Source organism: Pseudonocardia sp. ICBG1034 (genome assembly GCF_020131375.1).
Lineage (GTDB): Bacteria > Actinomycetota > Actinomycetes > Mycobacteriales > Pseudonocardiaceae > Pseudonocardia > Pseudonocardia alni.
In genome coordinates this window covers 1,042,291-1,060,674 of record NZ_JAHLEK010000023.1, presented here as the reverse complement: position 1 = coordinate 1,060,674, position 18,384 = coordinate 1,042,291, and the positions used below count along the sequence as shown (strand labels likewise).

At 73.6% G+C, this 18,384-nt stretch carries 21 protein-coding genes and 1 pseudogene; 5 read left to right on the top strand and 17 right to left on the bottom strand.

Annotated elements, in window-relative coordinates; genetic code table 11:
- Positions 1-1,125, bottom strand: coding sequence for a nucleotide disphospho-sugar-binding domain-containing protein (locus KPF22_RS29490; RefSeq protein ID WP_208818717.1), 1,125 nt, complete (start codon positions 1,123-1,125; stop codon positions 1-3).
- Between the two features lie 66 nt (positions 1,126-1,191).
- On the opposite strand from KPF22_RS29490, the gene KPF22_RS29485 reads away from it, so the two are divergent.
- From KPF22_RS29485 to KPF22_RS29475, 3 genes are all read left to right on the top strand, one after another.
- Positions 1,192-2,031 (top strand): HAD family hydrolase, encoded by an 840-nt coding sequence (locus tag KPF22_RS29485; RefSeq protein WP_224403958.1) that lies wholly within the window; start codon positions 1,192-1,194, stop codon positions 2,029-2,031.
- A gap of 156 nt (positions 2,032-2,187) precedes the next feature.
- Positions 2,188-2,769 carry a phosphatase PAP2 family protein gene (locus tag KPF22_RS29480; protein ID WP_224403957.1) on the top strand — a complete coding sequence of 194 codons (582 nt, stop codon included), beginning with the start codon at positions 2,188-2,190 and terminating at the stop codon, positions 2,767-2,769.
- 4 nt (positions 2,770-2,773) lie between these two features.
- A complete protein-coding gene (locus KPF22_RS29475) occupies positions 2,774-3,847 on the top strand; it encodes a decaprenyl-phosphate phosphoribosyltransferase (protein ID WP_208818715.1) in 1,074 nt (357 codons plus the stop codon).
- 67 nt (positions 3,848-3,914) lie between these two features.
- On the opposite strand, the gene KPF22_RS29470 is transcribed toward KPF22_RS29475, so the two are convergent.
- The 6 genes and pseudogenes from KPF22_RS29470 to KPF22_RS29435 all read right to left on the bottom strand — a co-directional run bounded on the left by KPF22_RS29470 (position 3,915) and on the right by KPF22_RS29435 (position 9,548).
- Positions 3,915-4,859, bottom strand: a complete 945-nt coding sequence (locus KPF22_RS29470; RefSeq protein ID WP_224403956.1) for an NAD-dependent epimerase/dehydratase family protein — start codon at positions 4,857-4,859, stop codon at positions 3,915-3,917.
- 66 nt (positions 4,860-4,925) lie between these two features.
- A pseudogene (locus KPF22_RS33440) lies at positions 4,926-5,836 on the bottom strand (DUF6541 family protein); the annotation flags it as partial.
- A complete protein-coding gene (locus tag KPF22_RS29450; protein WP_308010487.1) occupies positions 5,737-6,906 on the bottom strand; it encodes a DUF6541 family protein in 1,170 nt (389 codons plus the stop codon). The pseudogene KPF22_RS33440 and the gene KPF22_RS29450, both read right to left, overlap by 100 nt.
- A 188-nt stretch (positions 6,907-7,094) precedes the next feature.
- On the bottom strand, positions 7,095-7,553 hold the full coding sequence (locus tag KPF22_RS29445; protein ID WP_224403951.1) for a DUF2304 domain-containing protein: 459 nt from the start codon (positions 7,551-7,553) through the stop codon (positions 7,095-7,097).
- 17 nt (positions 7,554-7,570) lie between these two features.
- Entirely contained in the window at positions 7,571-8,248 is a 678-nt protein-coding gene (locus tag KPF22_RS29440) for a glycosyltransferase family 2 protein (RefSeq protein WP_224403950.1), read from the bottom strand.
- A 175-nt stretch (positions 8,249-8,423) separates the two neighbouring features.
- A complete protein-coding gene (locus KPF22_RS29435; protein ID WP_224403949.1) occupies positions 8,424-9,548 on the bottom strand; it encodes a 12-oxophytodienoate reductase in 1,125 nt (374 codons plus the stop codon).
- Between the two features lie 163 nt (positions 9,549-9,711).
- Between KPF22_RS29435 and KPF22_RS29430 the strand changes: the two genes are divergently transcribed.
- Positions 9,712-10,170, top strand: a complete 459-nt coding sequence (locus KPF22_RS29430; protein ID WP_208818707.1) for an Rrf2 family transcriptional regulator — start codon at positions 9,712-9,714, stop codon at positions 10,168-10,170.
- Here the strand turns inward: KPF22_RS29430 and KPF22_RS29425 are convergent.
- From KPF22_RS29425 to KPF22_RS32500, 10 genes are all read right to left on the bottom strand, one after another.
- Positions 10,148-11,002 (bottom strand): alpha/beta fold hydrolase, encoded by an 855-nt coding sequence (locus tag KPF22_RS29425; RefSeq protein ID WP_208818706.1) that lies wholly within the window; start codon positions 11,000-11,002, stop codon positions 10,148-10,150. The two genes, KPF22_RS29430 and KPF22_RS29425, sit on opposite strands and share 23 nt — an antisense overlap.
- 13 nt (positions 11,003-11,015) lie before the next feature.
- Complete coding sequence (locus tag KPF22_RS29420) at positions 11,016-11,399, bottom strand: type II toxin-antitoxin system VapC family toxin (RefSeq protein WP_224403948.1); 384 nt, start codon at positions 11,397-11,399, stop codon at positions 11,016-11,018.
- Positions 11,383-11,631 carry a type II toxin-antitoxin system Phd/YefM family antitoxin gene (locus tag KPF22_RS29415; RefSeq protein WP_224403947.1) on the bottom strand — a complete coding sequence of 83 codons (249 nt, stop codon included), beginning with the start codon at positions 11,629-11,631 and terminating at the stop codon, positions 11,383-11,385. The genes KPF22_RS29420 and KPF22_RS29415 overlap by 17 nt, the downstream gene beginning before the upstream one ends.
- A 30-nt stretch (positions 11,632-11,661) precedes the next feature.
- Positions 11,662-12,303 (bottom strand): energy-coupling factor transporter transmembrane protein EcfT, encoded by a 642-nt coding sequence (locus KPF22_RS29410; RefSeq protein ID WP_224403946.1) that lies wholly within the window; start codon positions 12,301-12,303, stop codon positions 11,662-11,664.
- Positions 12,300-12,977 (bottom strand): energy-coupling factor ABC transporter ATP-binding protein, encoded by a 678-nt coding sequence (locus KPF22_RS29405; protein ID WP_224403945.1) that lies wholly within the window; start codon positions 12,975-12,977, stop codon positions 12,300-12,302. The genes KPF22_RS29410 and KPF22_RS29405 overlap by 4 nt, the downstream gene beginning before the upstream one ends.
- Complete coding sequence (locus tag KPF22_RS29400; protein ID WP_208818701.1) at positions 12,974-14,101, bottom strand: thiolase family protein; 1,128 nt, start codon at positions 14,099-14,101, stop codon at positions 12,974-12,976. Before KPF22_RS29400 ends, KPF22_RS29405 begins: the two co-directional genes overlap by 4 nt.
- Positions 14,098-15,420 carry a hypothetical protein gene (locus KPF22_RS33435; RefSeq protein WP_208818700.1) on the bottom strand — a complete coding sequence of 441 codons (1,323 nt, stop codon included), beginning with the start codon at positions 15,418-15,420 and terminating at the stop codon, positions 14,098-14,100. The genes KPF22_RS29400 and KPF22_RS33435 overlap by 4 nt, the downstream gene beginning before the upstream one ends.
- A complete protein-coding gene (locus tag KPF22_RS29390; RefSeq protein WP_224403944.1) occupies positions 15,417-15,998 on the bottom strand; it encodes a biotin transporter BioY in 582 nt (193 codons plus the stop codon). Before KPF22_RS29390 ends, KPF22_RS33435 begins: the two co-directional genes overlap by 4 nt.
- 97 nt (positions 15,999-16,095) lie before the next feature.
- Positions 16,096-16,815: a GntR family transcriptional regulator gene (locus KPF22_RS29385; RefSeq protein WP_224403943.1), complete on the bottom strand. Its 720-nt coding sequence runs from the start codon at positions 16,813-16,815 to the stop codon at positions 16,096-16,098.
- Positions 16,816-16,913: 98 nt separating this feature from the next.
- The gene (locus KPF22_RS32500) at positions 16,914-17,042 is read right to left on the bottom strand and encodes a hypothetical protein (RefSeq protein WP_255625202.1); all 129 of its coding nucleotides are present in this window, start codon (positions 17,040-17,042) and stop codon (positions 16,914-16,916) included.
- Here KPF22_RS32500 and shiA point away from each other — a divergent pair.
- The gene (shiA, locus tag KPF22_RS29380) at positions 17,030-18,361 is read left to right on the top strand and encodes a shikimate transporter (protein ID WP_224403942.1); all 1,332 of its coding nucleotides are present in this window, start codon (positions 17,030-17,032) and stop codon (positions 18,359-18,361) included. The genes KPF22_RS32500 and shiA overlap by 13 nt on opposite strands.
- The last annotated feature ends 23 nt before the right edge of the window (positions 18,362-18,384 follow it).

Sequence of the window (18,384 nt, the reverse complement as noted above, 5' to 3'; positions counted from 1 at the left end):
TCAGGCCAGGGCGGTCAGCACCTCGACCCTGGCCTGCGGCGTCGGCATCGCGGCGATCTCGGCGCGGACGTCGCGGGCGGCGGCCGCGAGCTCGCCGTCGTGCAGCAGCCTGCGCAGGGTGTCGGCGGTGAACGGGCCGCCCAGCCCGGCGCCGCGGGCGGCGACCAGCTCGGCGTTGTGCCGCCGGTCGCCGGGCCCGGGCAGCGCGAGCTGCGGGACGCCCGCGGCGAGCGCGGCCAGTACGTGCGCGGCGCTTCCGTCGTGCAGCACCGCCGCGCAGGCCGGCAGCAGCTCGTCCAGCGGGACCCGCCCGACGGTGCGCACCCCCGGCCCGTGGTGGCGCAGCAGCCGCGCCGGGGGACGGACGAGCACGAGCTCGCAGTCCGTGCCGTCGGCGCGGACGCCCGGCAGCGCACGCACCGCGGAGGACTGCAGGTCCCCGCGCACCGGTCCGCCGCCGCGCAGCACCAGCACCCGCGGGCGCACCGAGGGGCCGCTCAGCCAGGCGGGCAGCGAGGACCGGCCCGGGCCGCGGGCCCGGCCCGGCCGCACGGCCAGCGCGTCGCGCGCCCCGACCAGGCTCGACGGGGCGATGGTCAGCGCGATCGCCGGCGGCGGGACCCCGCGCAGCCCGTGCCGCAGCCGGGCACGCTGCAGCGGGCGGGAGTCCAGCAGCGTGCGGACCAGCGCGAACCCGTCGAGCAGACCGTTCTCGTGCAGCACCGCCGGGACGTCGTGCCGGGCGGCCGCGAGCGCCCCCGCGACCGCGAGGGGCTCGTACACCACGACGTCGGGCCGCCACTGCTCCGCGACGGTCACCAGCGCGTCGGTCAGCTCCTCGTTCACCGGGCCGAACAGCGAGCGCACCCCGGCGTCGCCGCCGCGCCCGGCCAGCTCGGCCCGCGCGATCACCGGGTGCGCGACGAGCGAACGCGCGGCCAGCCTGCCCACGCGCAGGCTGCGGGCGACGTCGATGAACGGCAGCGGGTCCGTGCCGGGGAGCGGGTGCGCGTCGCCGCCGCCGGCGAGCAGCACCTCGTGCCCGGAGTCCCAGAGCGCGTGGGCGAGCGGCAACAGCGGTGTCAGGTGTCCCGACAGCGGGGCCGCCACCACCAGAACGCGCACCGTCCGAGGGTAACCGCCACGCGGTCGTCCGGGGGCGGTCTCCGCGCGGTTCCGTACGCTCTGGGTGTGATCGTCGAGAACGCGCCCCGGCTCGTCGCCACCGACGTCGACGGGACCCTCCTCGACGGCGGCGGCGCGGTCACCCCGCGCACCGTCGCCGTGCTGGAGCGGGCGGTCGCCGCCGGCGCCGGCTTCGTGCTGGTCACCGGCCGCCCGCCGCGCTGGATCCCGCCGGTGCTCGCGCGGCTGCCCGAGGGACTGGTGCGGCTGTGCGTGTGCGCGAACGGCGCGGTGCTCTACGACGCCGCCGACGACGTCGTGCTCGGCGCGCACACCCTGGAGCCCGCCACGATCCGCGAGCTCGCCGGCCTCGCCGCGGAGCTGTTCCCCGGCTGCGGGTTCGGCGTCGAGCGCGTCGGGAACGCCGAGGGCGACGACGGCGTGCGGGGCATCGTCGACGAGTTCCTCACCGACCCCGGCTACGTACACGCCTGGGGCGAGCACGACGGCGGCTCCACCAGCCGCGAGGACCTTCTCGGCCGCCCGGCGACGAAGGTACTGATCCGCTCCCCGGAGCTGACCAGCGAGCAGATGATGGACGCGCTCGCACCGAAGGCCGGCGGGCTGGCCGACCTGACGTTCTCGCACTCGTCGGGGCTGCTGGAGGCCTCCGCCCCCGGGGTCACCAAGGCGACCGGCCTGGCCGAGGTCGCCCGCCGTCTCGGGGTGACCGCGGCGGACACCGTGGCGTTCGGCGACATGCCCAACGACCGGGAGATGCTGCGCTGGGCCGGGCTCGGCGTCGCGATGGGCAACGCCCACCCGGACCTGGTCGGGCTCGCCGACGAGGTGACGGCACCGCACACCCACGACGGGCTCGCCGAGATCCTGGAGCGCTGGTTCTGAGCGCACCCGGCGCCGTTCACCCGCCCGTCGACGAGCGGTCATGCCCGGTCCCACGGGCCGCCCCGACCCGGCCCACGACCCCGCCCGCGCGTACCATCACCGGCTGTCATCGCCCGCGAGCCGGGTGCCAGCGTCCGCGCCAGGAGGCCCCCACCCGTGGCTGACACGGCAGACACCCTGGACCGTTCCGGTCCGCAACCGCCCGCCGACGTCCCGCCCACCGGCGAGGTCGCTGTGCTGGCGTCCGTGCAGGGCGCTCTCGGATGCGACGCCACCGTGCGGGTCGCCCGCGGGATGTCGCTGTTCGGCGAGCACGCCGCGGGCTGGCTGGCGATCGGCGTCGTGGGTGCCGCGCTGGACCGCCCCCGCCGTCGCGAGTGGCTCGGCTCCGCCGCGGCCGTCGCGTTCGCGCACGGCGCCTCGATCGGGATCAAGCGCGTCGTCCGGCGCCGCCGCCCCGACCACCCCGCGGTCCGGGTCCTGGTGGGCACCCCGAGCCGGCTGAGCTTCCCGTCCTCGCACGCCACGTCCACCACCGCCGCCGCCGTGCTCTACGGCGGCCTGCTGGGCAGGCGCTCCCGCCCGGTGGCCGCGGCGGGTGTGGGCCTGATGGCGCTGTCGCGCCTGGTCCTCGGCGTGCACTACCCGACCGACGTCGCCACCGGCACCGCGCTCGGCGCGGCCGTCGCCGGTACCGCGCGTCGCGTGATCTCACGCAACCCCACCACCGGAGGGTGAGCGCATGACCAGCACCGACCCCACGAAGGTCGACCGCGACGACTCCGAGAAGGAGAAGGTCGCCCGGGCCGCCGACCCGCAGACCCCCGTCGTCCCGGACGCCCCCGACGACGCAGGCGCCCCCGAGGGCCACGAGGCCGACGCGGCCCCGGCCGCCGTCGCCGCCGAGCACGCCCCGCACGTGCCGATGGACCCGTCCGAGCGCACCACCACGATGGTCGCCCGCGGCCTGCTCAAGACGATGCGCCCCCGCCAGTGGGTGAAGAACGTCCTGGTCTTCGCCGCGCCGTTCGTCAGTGGCCAGCTGTTCGACGTGCCGGTCCTGATCGACTGTGTGATCGCGTTCGTCGCGTTCTCGCTGGCCGCGTCCGGCGTCTACCTGGTCAACGACGCGCTCGACGTCGAGGCCGACCGGGCGCACCCGACCAAGCGGCGCCGCCCGATCGCGTCCGGCATCGTCCCGGTGCCGCTGGCCTTCGTCGCGGCGGGCGTGCTGTTCGCCGGATCGATCGCGCTGTCGTTCGCGGTGACCTGGCAGCTGATCATCGTCCTCGCCGTCTACGTGGCGGTGCAGCTGTCCTACTGCCTGTGGCTCAAGCACCAGCCGGTGCTCGACATCTGCATCGTCGCCTCCGGCTTCCTGATGCGCTCCATCGCCGGTGGTGTGGCCACCGGCATCCCGCTGTCGCAGTGGTTCCTGCTGGTCACCGGGTTCGGCTCGCTGTTCATGGTCGCCGGCAAGCGCTACGCCGAGATCAACCTCGCCGAGCGCACCGGGGCCAAGATCCGCAAGTCGCTGGAGAACTACACGGCGTCCTACCTGCGCTACATCTGGTCGCTCTCGGCCACCGTCATGATCGTCATGTACGGGCTGTGGGCGTTCGAGATCCGCGAGGACCACAACTCGGTGTGGTCGGTGCTGTCGATCGTGCCGTTCGTGATCGCGGTGCTGCGCTACTCGGTGGACGTCGACCGGGGCACCGGCGGCGAGCCCGAGGAGATCGCGCTCGGCGACCGGGCGCTGCAGGTCCTGGCGCTGGCCTGGATCGCGATGCTCACCCTGGCCGTCTACAGCTGACGTCGCCCACCCCGGGCCCGGCCCCCCGCACGGGGACCGGGCCCGAGGTGTGTCGGTGCCCGGTGTCTCAGAGCCCGGTGTGCCAGGCCCAGGTGTGCGCGAGGCCCTCGGCGAGCGGGGTCGGCGCGGGCAGACCGAGCGCGGCGATCCCGCGCGACGGGTCGAGGCAGCTGCGGCGCAGCTCCCCGGCCCGGGCCGGGAGGAACTCCGGCGCGAACGCCTCCGGGGCGAGCCCGGCGATCTCCCCGATCGTCGCGGCCAGCTCGACGACCGTGGACTCGGTGCCGGTGCCGACGTTGAACACCTCGCCGGCCAGCTCCCCGGCCGCGAGCCGGTCGGCGGAGGCGAGCGCCGCCCGGGCGACGTCGCCGACGTAGAGGAAGTCGCGGGTCTGGCCGCCGTCGCCGAACACGGTCGGCCGCAGCCCGGTGCGGGCCCGGTCGCAGAACAGCGAGACGACCCCGGCCCCGCCCGCCGGGTGCTGGCGCGGCCCGTAGACGTTCGCGAAGCGCAGCACCAGCGCCGGGAGGCCGTGCGCCCGCACGAAGAACCGGGTGTAGCGCTCCGCGGCGAGCTTGCTCATCCCGTACGGCGACTCCGGCTCGGCCGGCTCCGCCTCGGTCGTCGGCAGGGGGGCGCCGTCGCCGTAGATGGCGCCGCCGGTGGAACAGACGACGACCGCGCCCGCGCCCGCGTCCCGGGCCGCCTGCAGCACGCTCAGCGTGCCGAGGACGTTGACCGAGGCGTCGTGCACCGGGTCCTCCATCGAGCGGCGTACGTCGATCTGGGCGGCCAGGTGGAACACCGCGTCCGGGCGGTACTCCGCCGCGGTCTTCGTCAGCGCCTCGGTGTCGCGGATGTCGAGCTCGGCCACCGTGACACCCGGGGCGAGGTTGTCCCGGGTCCCGGCGGAGAGGTCGTCGACGACGAGGACGTCGTCGCCGCGGGTGAGCAGGGACTCGACCAGGGTGGAGCCGATGAAGCCGGCTCCGCCGGTGACGAGCGCGCGCATACCTGCCTTCCTCCGGGGCGGACGGTGTGTGCACCCGGCTGCGCGCACACGGTAACCGCGGGTGCCTCAGCCGGTGGAGCGGGCGGGGACCGCGCCGCAGGCGGTGATCCGGTAGAGCGTGCTGCCGCCCCCGGAGAGGACGGGCTCGAACCCGGGGGCGTCGTCCAGGTTGCTGAGGCCGGGGAAGCTGTGCGGCCGGTCGTCCCACGGCCAGTACGACACGGGTCCGTCGATCGCGTATCCCAGGCCGGAAGAACGGACGGCCGCGCAGACGGACGGGTCGCCGGCCGCGTCACGAAGCCGCTGCTGGATGAGCTTCTGGTCCGGGGTCTAGTTCCCGGACAGGTGCGGGAACGTCGTCTCGCGGCCGGTTAGGGCGTAGATCAGTGCGTTGCCGGTCCACGGGTTCGCCGCGACGTCCGTATCGGGAGGGACGTCGCTCCCGGCCGCCTCCAGGAAGTCTCGCTGCCCGGGCTGGAGCATCCAGGTTGCTTCGCGCTGGTAGGTCCCGGCCACCACGAACGCGTGTGCCCCGACCCGGAAACCGTTCGACGCCACGACGAGCACGGTAGCGGTCACGGCGACCGCAGCCGTGGCGATCGTCTGAAGACCGGGATCTGTCGGATCCCGCTCCGTCTGGCGTGCCCACACCTTGACCGATAGCCCAACCAGTTCGGTCACTCCGAGGGCGGCGAGAGGGACACCGGTGATGGGGAAATGGCCGCGAGCCGGTAGGAGTCGTTGTACCAGGCCCCGGTCAGTGCGGTCATCGTTTCGCCCTCGCGCGCCACGGCCAGGACGTACAGGAGGGCGGAGGTGAGGTGGGCGGGTACGAGCCAGGCGGTGCGGGCACGGCGTAGTGCGAACACCGAGCCGACTAGGACCAGCATTGAGACGACGTACAGCGGCGGGCGGCCGTTGGTCCCGTTCCACAGGACTCCGAGCAACGCGTCCCGGGCGCCCATCGACGCTGGCCAGTCAAAGGAACGGACGCCGGCGAGGAAGGGTGACCATGCCAGGAGCCAGAGGACTCCAAGAGATTGGCCGCGGCGCCGACCGGGGCTGCAACGGCCTGGACGTACCGTCGACGGCGGATGGATCCGACTGTCGACCTGATCGCGGCGACGGCGATCGGAGACAGTCCGAGCACCAGCACGCTCACCACCGCGTTGGGGTGGGCGAGCGCCAATCCGATGGTGGCGAACGACCCGAGGAGCAGCGAGGCCGGGCGGCTCAGGGCTCCGTCCTCCCACGACGTCGTAAAGCCGACTACTGCGGCCAGTGCGGCAGGTGCGAGCGCCAGCCCGAGGAGGTTGGGCCAAAGCACACCCCAGGTCATCATCAACCAGGGCATGGCGGTGAAGGCCGTCGCAAGTATCGGGGTGACCAGCAGGATTCCCGTTCGTGGGCCGGCGACTTGCCGCGCGAGCAGAGTGCAGCAGAGTGGCCAAACGACCGCCGCCGCGGTGAACGCCATGACGTTCGACGCGGCGGGGACGGTGAGGCCTGAAGTCAGCGACACGAGGGCGACGAGGTCGTGCCAAGCCGCTGGATATGCGTCCGGCCGGCCGGGACTGGTGATCTCGCCGAGTGTCAGCGACGACCCGTCGCCGGTGCTCAGGACGCGGGCGACGGCGCTGTAGTGGTGCACGGCGTCGTAGGTCGGTGAGATGGCGTCGACATCGCCGATGGCCAGGACGACGGTCAGCCACCCGATGGCCACCGTGACGAGTAGCCCGACCAGCAGAGCCGGTCGTGCCATCGGGCCGTCCGGTCCCCCGTCGGCCAGCGCTCGCCGCCGCGACACTTGCTCGGTGTCTGCAGCGGAGCGAAGGGGGCGAGGTGCGGCCGCCCGAAGGACGAACAGTACGGCGGCGCAGACCGCGACCGCGCCGACGACGGGCAACGGTCCCAGGGGACCCTGAACCGCCCGGCCACCACTGCGGCCACAGCGATGAAGGCGACCGAGATGATAGGGGAACCGCCCCAACAGGCGACTCCTCGCTATCCCAATACCTGAAGGAGCAGGGCTCCAGGGAGAAGGCACCACCCGACCGCGATCACAGCAGCTGGAATGGCCGCGAGCCAGCTCACAAGCAGCTCCCAGCTGTGTCCCGCGCAGCGTCGTCGCTACACTTCTGCATCCGGCTAAGGCTACGAGCAACTGAATGCATGATCGGTGCCTATGTCCGACGTGTCGTCGTCTGCGACCGGATCGTGATTTAAGGAACCCGCTCAGCCCATGCCGGTGCGGGCCGTTCCCACTTCGTCGGAGCCAGTCTCGCTGACAGTCGGGTGGTGCCCGTTTGTCCCGGAGGGGCGCTGCTCGACAACGGTGAGTCGTCGCTCGAGGTCTTGCTCGCGACGGGTCAGCTCTGCGTCACGGACCGCAATTTGGCGCGCCAGATTGGTGAGGTGTTGGCTGATCTCTCGATCGCGTAGGTACGTGTTCAGCATGCCGAACACGAATCCGACCACCAACAGGTATACAATCAGATCGGTGCCGCGACCCACGCCAACGAGGCGGGCGAGCACGGTCACGTCCTCGGGTCGCAGGACCGCATAGATGTTCACCACCACGAAGAGTCCGAAGGCGAGCCGCTTGCTCGCCCGCACGCCGACGGTCTGGCCGCTGCGCACGAAGTAGACGAGCGCGCCAAGTGCCGAGGCGACGAGGAGAATCTGCAGGATCACGATGTTCGCCTCCTGAGTCATCGCTGTCTAACAGAGAGATCGAAAAGGATGTTTACCCCGTTGAACAGCGATTGACCCTTCGATCGGGAGTACTCGGTGTAGCGGATCGTGACGGGGACCTCTTGGATTCGCCACGACGATCGGGCGAGTAAGGCCACGATTTCCGACGCGTGCGCCATTCCGTTCATGCTGATGCGCATGTCCTCGACGACCGCACGGTTCAGTGCCCGCAGACCGTTGTGAGCGTCGGTCAGTTTCAGCTTGCGGCTGGCTGGCGACAGCGTGGCGACCGTTCGCAGAACGAGTCGCTTCAGCACGGGGACCGGCTCGCTGGAACCCAGGAAACGGGATCCGAGCACGACGTCCGCGCGGTCCCGGATGAGGAACTCCACCATGCGGACGGCGTCCTCGACGTCGTGCTGTCCGTCCGCATCGAAGGTGACGATGCGCTCGGCGTCACGACGAAGCGCGTATTCAATGCCGGTCTGCAGTGAGGCGCCCTGTCCAAGATTGATCGGATGGCGGATCAGATGGGCGGAGGTGGACGCGATGCGGTCCGCCGAACCGTCTCTGCTGCCGTCGTCGATGCACGCGATGTTGGGAAAGTGTGCGGCGACCTCCGAGACGACGTCGGCGATGACGGCCTCCTCGTTGTATACGGGGATCACCACCCACGTGCCGGTGTCGGCGACCACATCTACTCCCTCGCGATGACTCGCGACCGTTCACAGTCGCACCACAGAGGCTATCGCCCGGGCGATTCGGGTCGCTCGACGGTGGGCGTAGACACGGGGTGAACGTCGGGATCTTCTGGCATGACCAGCCGACGGCCCCTCGTCCGGTAGCGTCTGATGCGAGTTGATGCACGGATCAGCGCAGTGTCCCCAGTGCGGCCTTGCTGAACGGCACCAGCTCGGACTCGCGGCCCTCGAGCACCTTCTGTGCCCACTCCGGGTCCGCCAGCAGCGCACGGCCGACGGCGACGAGGTCGAACTCGTCGTCCTCCAGCCGGTCGAGGAGCTTCTCGACGCCGCTGACGTCGGCGTGCGCGTCGCCGCCGGAGAACATCTCCGGTGCGAAGACCTGGTCCAGGCCGACGGAGCCGACGGTGATCGTCGGCAGGCCGGTGACCTTGCGCGTCCACCCGGCGATGTTCAGCTCGGCGTCGGCCTCGGGGAACTCCGGCTCCCAGTAGCGGCGCCCGGACGCGTGGAAGGCGGTCACCCCGGCGTCGGCGAGCGGGGTCAGCACGTCGGCCAGCTCGTCGGGGGTCCGGGCGAGCTGCGCGTCGTAGGCACCGGCCTTCCACTGGGAGAACCGGAACACGACCGGGAAGTCGGGGGCGACGCGCTCGCGGACGGCGGCGACGATCTCGGCGGCGAAGCGGGCCCGCTCGGCGGCGCCGCCGGCGTAGCCGTCGGTGCGGCGGTTGGTCCGCTCCCACAGGAACTCGTCGATCAGGTAGCCGTGCGCGCCGTGCAGTTCGACACCGTCGAAGCCGATCCGCTCGGCCTGCGCGGCGGCCTCGGCGAACGCGCCGACGATCCGGTCGATCCCGGCGAGGTCCAGTGCGGTCCCGGCACCCTCGGTGCCGTCGAGCGCGATGCCGGACGGGCCGACCGACGGCGCCTCGGGGAACGGCGGCTTCCCGGCCTCGCGGGTGATCCCGACGTGCCAGATCTGCGGCATGATCCGGCCGCCCGCCCCGTGCACCGCCTCGACGACGTCCGCCCACCCGGCCAGCGACGCCTCTCCGTGGAAGCGCGGGACGGCGGCGACGTCGCCCGCGGAGGGGTCGTCGATGTAGGTGCCCTCGGTGATGATCAGGCCGGTCCCGGCGGCGGCTCGGCGCGCGTAGTAGGCCGCCACGTCGGCGCCGGGGACACCGCCGGGGGAGAACGCCCGGGTCATCGGGGCCATGACGATGCGGTTGGGCAGCTCCGCGGAGCCGAGGGTGTACGGGCGGCCGAGAAGCCGTGCGGCGCGGGTGGACACGAGGCACTCCTGTGGGGTGGGCCGTCCAGGCACGTCGGCGGGTCCGGGCGGAGACGTCAAATGGTTCTGATCAAAGATACATATGACACCACGAAGTGCAACAGTGACCACCACCTTTTCGGCGCGACGGGTACGCTGACGGCCCGGGACGGGAGGTGAGGTCGTGCTGGACATCCGGTTCTCCAGTGCCCTGCAGGCGATGCTGTACCTCGCCGCCGCGGCCGAGGGCGACAGCCCGACGGTCAGCTCCGGACGGCTCGCCGAGGCACTCGGGACGAACGCCAGCGTGGTGCGCAAGCTGCTGGTGCCGCTCGGGGTGCACGGCCTCGTCGAGTCCAGCAGGGGACGCAGCGGGGGTGCCCGGCTCGCCCGGCCGGCCGGGGAGATCACCCTTGCCGAGATCTACCGCTGCGCGGTGGGGGAGAAGCCGCTCTGGGCGTGTCGCCCGGAGAGCGAGCACGTCTGCCCGGTGACGACGAACGCCGCGGAGTACTTCGCCCGGCTGACCGCCGAGGTGGAGGGGGCGGTGCTGCAGTCGCTGGGGTACCGGACCCTCGACGACGCGCTGCGCGAGATGCGGGGCCTGGACCGGACACTCCCTAGCCGTCGAGGAACTCCCTGACCAGCGCGTTCACCTCGTCCGGGGACTCCCGGTTGGACCAGTGCCCCCGGCCGGGCAGCACCACGAACCGGGCGCCCGGGACGGCCGCGGCGGCCGCTCGGGTCGTCGCGACGGGGACGCCCGCGTCCCGGTCGCCCTGCACGAACAGGGCGGGGCAGCGGATCTCCGGGAGCCGGGGGCGCAGGTCGACCCGCATCCTGCGGAACCCGATCGAGTCGTTCTGCCAGTCGGAGCTGCCCGCGTTCCCGGCCCGGGCCTCGGCCAGGATCTGATCGACGATCCCGTCGAGATCGGCCACGCGGCCTGCGTCGCCGAAGAGCGCCCGCCGGGTGAACGCGGTGACCGCCGACCGGCTCCGGAACACCAGGTTCGGCAGCGTCCGCGAGAGCAGCGGCACCCGCGCGGTCAGCCACAACAGCTGGTGCAGCCCCGGCGGGAAGCTCAGTGTCCCGGCCGGTGCGAGCGCCACCACGCGCTCCACCCGCTCCGGGTGCTCGATCGCGGCGGCCAGTGCGAGGGCGCCGCCCTGGGAGAGCCCGACGACCGCAGCACGCTCGACGCCGAGGTCGTCCAGCACGTCGACGACCGTCCGGAGCAGCACGTCGTGGCCGGCCCGGCCCCGCCACGGCCGGCTGCGTCCCTGCTTCGGCCAGTCGGGGGCGATGACGCGGTGGTCGCGGGCGAGGTCGGGGATCAGGTGGTGCCAGCTGAGCAGCGCGTTGTCGAGGCCGGCCCCGGACAGCAGCAGCACCGGGGGGCCGGACCCGCCCGCGAGGTGGACGTGCAGGTCGCCCTCGGGGCGGGGGATCACATGGTCGCGCAGGGCGGTCATCGGGTCCTCCCGGTCAGCGGGTCGCGTCGACGACGAAGCTCCGTCCGAGCCCGAGCAGTACCCGGTCCGCGGTGAGCAGTTGCATGCCGTCCTGGTCCGCCTGGGCGACGATGAGCCGGTCGAACGGATCGTGGCGGACGAGCTCGGGGAAGGCACGCAGGCCCTCGGCGTGGGTGGCCGTCACGTCCAGGACGACCAGCCCCTGCTCCTCCAGCAGCTCCGGGAGCCCGGCCGGGACGTCGAGCTTCCCCAGCATGGCCTTGATGGTGAGTTCCCAGACCGATGCCGCCGAGACGTGGACCGCGGTCGCGGTCCCGACGATCTCGCGGGCCTTCGGGCCGAGCCGTTCGCTGTCGGTGAGGACCCACAGCAGGGCCTGGCTATCGAGGAGCAGCATCGTCGCCGTAGAACATGGCCTGGATGTCCTGGTCGACGCCCTCGAAGTCGGCGTCGTCGTAGCGGACGCGGTCGCGGAGCCCGCCCAGGCGCACGGTCCGGCGCCGGTGCGGCACCAGGTCCGCCACGGGAGTGCCGGCGCGGGAGATGACGATGTGTTCGCCCGCCGCGACGCGCTCCAGCAGTCGGGACAGGTGGGTCTTGGCCTCGTGGATGTTGAACTCGGCGGTCACGGTGCCTCCGTCCGTCGGACCTGGTCCAGCTTAGTCCATCTTTCGTGATCCGGGTCGGTCATCGGGTTCCTCGTCGCCCCACCCGCGCGCGGCCAGTGCCTCCCCGAGCGCGTCCGCGTGCCGCAGCGTCCGCACCAGGAACGGCACCGCGAACGCCGTCGGGGAGCGGTCCGCCCCGCGCGCCTTCGCGGCGGCCCGGACCTGCCCGGCGATGCCGGACAGTGTCCCGATCGACTGCACCGTCAGCCCGACGAGAAGGCCGAGGCGCTCGGGTGCGAGACCGAACCGGCGCAGCGGGCCGAGCCCCCGCTCCACCGCGCCGACCAGGTCGTCCACCCGGGTGGTGAGGGTGAACAGGGTCGCCGCGCCCATCGCGGCGACCAGCCGGAGCACGATCACCAGAGTCCGTTCCGGCCCGGGCAGCCACCACTGGACCGCCCCGAGCAGCACGGCCAGCAGCACCAGCGTGCGCAGCACCGGCCGGGCCCGGTGCCACGGGATCCGGGCGACCACATAGCCGGCGGCGACGGCCAGGCACAGCCCGCCGAGCACCCGCGGGTCATCGGTGAGCACCGCTCCGACCGCGAGGGCCAGCACCACGAGCAGCGACGGCCCGGCGGGCGCCCGGTGCAGGAGGCTGTCACCGGGCGCGTAGAGCCCCAGCGGGGTCACGAGCCGCAGAGCCTGCGGTAGTACGCGACGGCCGGGCCCGGCTCGTCGTCGGCGACGACCCGTCCGCCGTCGAGGACGACGACGCGGTCGAAGCCGTCGATCAGGTCCAGGTCGTGGGTGGCGAGCAGGACCTGCTGGCGCAGCCCGGCGAGCCGGTCGGCGAAGGCGCGCTTGTTGCGCAGGTCGAGCAGGGTGGTCGGCTCGTCGCAGACCAGCACGTCCGGATCCAGCACGAGCACGGCGGCCAGCGCGAGCAGCTGCTTCTGCCCACCGGAGAGCTGGTGCGCGGGGTGCTCGACGTGGTCGCCCAGCCCGAACCCGGCGAGCGTCTCCGCGGCGAGCCGGGCGCGCTCGGCCCGGTCGCGCACGGTCCGGCGCAGCGAGAACGCGACGTCCTCACCGGCGGTCGGCATGACGATCTGGGAGTCCGGGTCGCTGAAGACGAACCCGACCCGGCGGCGGACGGCGGCACCGTCGCGGGCGGGGTCGCGGCCGTCGACGGTCACGGTGCCCTCGGTCGGCGCGACGAGCCCGTTGACGGTCCGGGCCAGCGTGGACTTGCCGGAGCCGTTCGCGCCGACCAGCGCGACCCGGGGCTCGGCGAGGGTGAGGGTGACGCCGTCGAGGACGGTGCGATCGCCGTAGCGGTGCCCGACCGCCTCGAACTCGATCACCGGACCACCCGCCAGCTCGTCGCGACGCCGAGGCCGCCGCCGGAGGACAGCGCCGCGATCCCGGTCTCGCCGCGGCCCTGCACGACGAGCCGGTGGAACAGCCGCACGACCAGCACCGCGCCGGAGGCGCCCCAGGGGTGACCGAGCGCGATCGCGCCGCCGTCCGGGCTCACCCGGTGCTCGTCGATCCCGGCCGCGTCGAGGCAGGCCAGCGCCTGCCCGGCGAACGCCTCGGTGAACTCGACGGCGTCCGGGGACCGCGGCCGGTCGCGGAGCGCGGCGAGGGCGGGGACGGCGCCGAGCCCGAGGTCGGCCGGGGGGCAGCCCCGGGTGGCGGCCGAGACCAGCGCGAGGCCGGGCACGCCCAGCTCCCGGCGTCGCCACTCCGGCACCAGCGCGACGGCGGCGGCCCCGTCGTTCACCCCGCAGGAGTTCGCGGCGGTGTGCACGCCGCCGGGGGTGAACGCGGGCCGGAACCGGGCGAGCCGCTCGGTGGTGAAGCGGTCGCGGGGACGCTCGTCGGTGAGCACGGCACCGACCGGGACCAGCTCGTCGCCGAAGCGGCCGGAGCGCTGCGCGTCGACGGCGCGGGCGTGGCTGCGGGCGGCGAACGCGTCGAGCCGCGCGCGGGAGAGGCCCGCCCGGTCGGCGACGTCGTCGGCGGCGGGCCCCATGTCCGGGTCCGGGTCGCCGGCCGGGGCGAACGGCGCGCGGGTGTAGACGGTGCCGTCGGCCCACGTCCGCGCAGGCGCGGTCGACGGCGACTCGGCGCCCCCGGCGAGGTAGCCGGCGCCGTCCCCGGCGCGGATGCCCGCGGCGGCGGTGAGGATCGCGGCCAGCCCGCTCGCGCACTGCCGGTCCACGGTCATGCCGGGCACGTCGTCGCCGAGCCCGGCGGCGAGCGCCGCGACCCGGGCCGGGTTGCCGCCGGGGCCGAAGACGTTGCCGAGCAGCACGTCGTCGACCGGGCCCCCGAGGGTCCCGGCCAGCGCGGCGAGGACGGGCGCGGCGAGCGCGTCGACGGTCACCGCGCGCAGCGCGCCGCCCGCGGTGCCGATCGGGGTGCGCCGCGCGGCGACGACGACCGGGGTGTCGGCCGTGGTGCCGCCGCCGGGGCCGGTCACTCGGGCCCTCCGAGCGGGACGGCGTCGAGGGTCCCGTCGCGCAGTGCGGCGTCGACGGCGGCGCGGGCGGGCTTGCCCGAGCCCAGCCGCGGCAACGCCCGGGTGACCAGCCAGCGGCGCGGGCGCTTCGCCGGGGACAGTCCGGCCCGCGCCGCGGCGCGCAGCGCCCGCCGGTCCGGGACGCCGTCGCGGGCCTCGACGACCGCCGTGACCACCATCCCCAGCGACGCGTGCGGGGTCCCGGCGACGACGACGTCCCCGACGCCCGCGACGCCGCGCAGCACCTGCTCGACCTCCTCGGCGGCTACCAGTGTGCCGCCGGAGGAGATGGTCGTGGCGGCGCGGCCGAGGACGGTCAGACCGCCGTCGTCGGTGAGTTCGGCGCGGTCCCCGACGGTCGTCGGACCGGGGCCGGCCGGGACGAGTGCGCCACGGGTGAACCGGCCGTGCACCGACTGCGGGCTGTCCACCCACAGCACGCCGTCGCGCACGGTGAGGTGCACGTCCTCGACCGGGCGCAGCGGGCCGTCGTCGCGGCGGGTGGCGATCAGCGAGTGCTCGGCCGAGCCGTAGTACTCGAGCAGCGTGGTGCCGGGCAGCAGCCGCGCGACCCGCTCCCGCATCCCCGGCGCGACGTGCGCGCCACCGCACACCACGACCCGTGGTGCGGGGCCGCCCGGGCGACGCCGGCGCTCGTCGAGCAGGGCGGTGAGCTGCGCGGGGACGAGGTGGACCGAGCCGCCGTCGGGCAGGTCGGTCGGGTCGAGCCGGCCGCGGGTGACCAGGCCCAGGCCGTGGTGCAGCGCGTGCAGCGCCCCGAACAGGTAAAGCGTCGAGGACGGCGGCCCCGGCACGAGGACCGGTCCGGGAAGCGCGCCGAGGATGTCGAACCCGATCCGCCAGGAGCGCCGGTCGCGGGCCAGCACGGTGGGGACACCGGTGCTGCCCGAGGTCGTCGGGAGCAGGAACAGCCCGGGCGTCCGCGCTCCGCCGTCGGCGGTCGCGGCCCGGCCGTCGGTGCCGACGACGTGGTGCGGCGCGGCGTCGGCGAGCACCGCGTCGCGTTCGCGGCCGGTCCAGCCGGCGTCGGCCAGCAGCGACGCCGCGCCCAGCCGGTCCGCGGCGAGCAGGTAGGGCAGCACCGCCCAGCGGGCCCGGGTGGGGGTGTCGAGCACGACGCGTTCCCCGGCCCGCACCCCGAGCCGGGCGAGGCGCTCCCCGGCCGCGGCGACGGCGTCGGCGAGACCGCGCGGGAGCCAGGGGGCGGGGACGACGGGCGCGGCCGCGTCGTCGGCGGTCTCGCGTTCCGCCCCGCTCACCGGACCCGGGGCTCGGACGACGCGGAGCGGACCGGCAGCAGGTCCGGCAGGGCCCGGTGCACCAGCGACGCGATCAGCGCGGCCAGCACGATCTTGATCAGGTCACCGGGCACGAAGACCAGGGACTGCACGATCCCGCCGGTGACGTCGCCGATGTAGGCGCCCAGCCACGGCATGCCGATCACGTAGTCGGCGAGCAGCCCGGCCAGGCAGGCGAGCAGCAGCACGGGCAGCGACCGCGACCGGAACCGCGCCACGACCAGGCCCGCGACCAGCGCGGACAGCAGCCAGCCGACGAGGAACCCGCCGCTGGGGCCGAAGAACGCGGCGCCGTTGCGGCCACCGGACAGCAGCGGCAGCCCGACCGCGGTGAGCACCAGCAGCAGCGCGACCGAGGCCGTGCCGAGCCGCCACCCGAGGATCACACCGGCCAGGATCGGGCCGACGTTCTGCAGGACGATCGGGACCCCGGCCACTCCGGCGAAGCCGGGGAACAGCCCGAGGACGGCGATGAACGCGGCGAACACGACCACGCGGGCGAGGTCGGCCGCGGGGAGCGCGGGACGGGATCCGGACACGCGCGAAGGGTAGGCCACCGGTACCGGCCCCAGGCAGGTGTTGCGCGCGGCGTCACCCCGGGCCGGGTGACGGCCGGGCGGCACCGGGGCGGCCCGGTCACAGCGAGAGCTTGTTCCGGATCCGCTGCCCGCGGCTGAGCCGGGAACTCCGCTCCCGCTCCTGCAGCGAGGTCGCGTAGACCTGCTTCGCCCGGTCGATGTGGTGCCTCAGCACGGTGACGAGACCGGTGACGTCACGGCCGGCCACCAGCTCGACCACGGTGTGGTGCTCCCGCATCGACTCGTCGAAGGCGCCCGCCGTCCGGACCGACAGGTGCACCCGGATCGCCGAGATCTGTGCGTAGATCAGGTCATAGGCGCTGCGCAGGTAGCGGTTTCCGCAGCAGTCCAGGAACGCCAGGTGGAACTGCGCGTCGAGCTGGTTGTAGCGCAGGAAGTCGGCGGCGTCGAGCGCCTCGCGCATCGGGGCCAGCAGCCCGTCCAGAGTGGACCGCAGCCGCTCGGGATCGGTCCCGAGGGCGAGCTCGATCGCCGCGCACTCCAGTCGCAGGCGGCACTCGCACAGCTCGTGGAGCTGCTCGACGCTCGGCCGGAAGATGTAGGTCCCCGATTTCGGCACGATCTCGACGAGCCCCTGGGTGCGCAGCGTCTTGAGCGCCTCGCGGACCGGGGTCCGGGAGACCCCGAACGCGGAGGAGACGAGGTCCTCGGACAGGGCCTCGCCCAGCTCGAAGGCCCCGTCCATGATCGCGGTACGGAGCCGGGCTGCGACGTCGGCGGCCAGCGACCCGGAACCGTCGGAGCGTCGCGCTGGCATCGCTGGTGTCCCTTGCTCGACCGCGGTGACCGCGGTGCCGGATCTCGGCCCCATCATCGCATCACTACTTGCATCCTAGTTTGCTCCTATCTAGGGTCTCAGTCGCCCGGCGGGATGATCCCGTCGTCCGTGTCGCCGTCGAGCAGCACCGGGCCCGGGTGCACGACGACGATCCGCCCGCCGACGATGGCGTGGCTGTAGGAACGGATGGGGCATGGACGCCGCAACCTTCAGTCCCGAGGACAACCGCCGGGCCCGTCGGGCCGCCTTCGGCAGCTTCGCCGGGGCGGTGATCGACTGGTACGACTTCATCCTGTACGGCCTGGTCGCCGCCCTCGTCTTCAACTCCCAGTTCTTCCCCGGGATCAGCCCGGTGGCCGGCACCCTGGCCGCGTTCGCGACCTTCGGGGTGGGCTTTCTCTTCCGCCCGCTCGGCGGCGTGGTCTTCGGGCACTTCGGCGACCGGATCGGCCGGAAGCAGATGCTGGTCCTGACCATGATCCTGATGGGGTCGGCCACCACGCTGATCGGTCTGCTGCCGACCTACGACTCGATCGGCTGGTGGGCTCCCTTCCTGCTCGTCGTGCTGCGGGCCGTGCAGGGCTTCGCGGTCGGCGGCGAGTGGGGCGGCGCGGCCCTCATGTGGGTGGAGAACGCCCCACCGAAGCGGCGGGCGCTCTACAGCAGCGGTGTGCAGGTCGGCTACTCCGTCGGCCTGATCATCGCCACCGGCCTGATCCTGCTGATGCGTGCGGTCACCACCGACGAGCAGTTCCTGGCGTGGGGCTGGCGGGTGCCGTTCGTGGCCAGCGTCCTGCTCGTGCTGGTCGGGCTCGTCGTCCGGGCCCGGGTCCAGGACTCCGAGGAGGTCGCCGAGCGGGTGGAGCGGGCCGAGCGGGTCGCGGGCGGCCGCCGGATCCCGCTGCTGGAGGCGCTGCGCAGCCACCCCGGCGCCTTCGGCCGGATCTTCGGGCTCCGCCTGGTCGAGCTGGTCTCCGGCTACATCGTGATCACGTTCGCGGTCAGCTACGCCTCCGACGAGCACGGGTTCTCGAAGGACTTCATGCTCAACGTCGGTCTGCTGGTCGGCGCCCTGGGGATCGTGTCCATCCCCACGTTCGCCTGGCTGTCGGACCGGTTCGGCCGACGCCGCATCTACCTGACCGGGTCGGTCGTCGGCGTGCTCGCGGCGGTGCCGTTCTTCCTGGCGATCGAGAGCGGTTCGCAGATCGCCGTCGCGCTGCTCGCGGTCATCCTGTTCAACATCGCGCACGACATGGCGGTGAGCGTGCAACAGCCGCTGTTCACCGAGATGTTCGGCGCGGAGTTCCGCTACAGCGGCGCCGGGGTCGGCTACCAGGTCGCCAGCGCGATCGCCGGTGGGTTCACCCCGTTCATCGCCGCGGCGCTGGTCGCCTCGACCGGGGGCTCCTGGTACCTGGTCGCCGCCTACCTCCTCCTCAGCTGCCTCGTCTCGGCGGTCCTGGCCTGGCGCATCGAGCGTCCCGCGGCCGCGACCACGCCCACCGCCGTCACGGCGGCCTGACCCACCCGGAAACGGAGAGCCAT

Coding starts and splice junctions, on each gene's coding strand:
- KPF22_RS29475 (WP_208818715.1), top strand. CDS start 2,774: ATGACCAGCACCGACCCCACGAAGGTCGACCGCGACGACTCCGAGAAG.
- KPF22_RS29470 (WP_224403956.1), bottom strand. CDS start 4,859: ATGCGCGCGCTCGTCACCGGCGGAGCCGGCTTCATCGGCTCCACCCTG.
- KPF22_RS29425 (WP_208818706.1), bottom strand. CDS start 11,002: ATGACCGCCCTGCGCGACCATGTGATCCCCCGCCCCGAGGGCGACCTG.
- KPF22_RS29420 (WP_224403948.1), bottom strand. CDS start 11,399: ATGCTGCTCCTCGATAGCCAGGCCCTGCTGTGGGTCCTCACCGACAGC.
- KPF22_RS29385 (WP_224403943.1), bottom strand. CDS start 16,815: ATGCCAGCGCGACGCTCCGACGGTTCCGGGTCGCTGGCCGCCGACGTC.
- shiA (WP_224403942.1), top strand. CDS start 17,030: ATGGACGCCGCAACCTTCAGTCCCGAGGACAACCGCCGGGCCCGTCGG.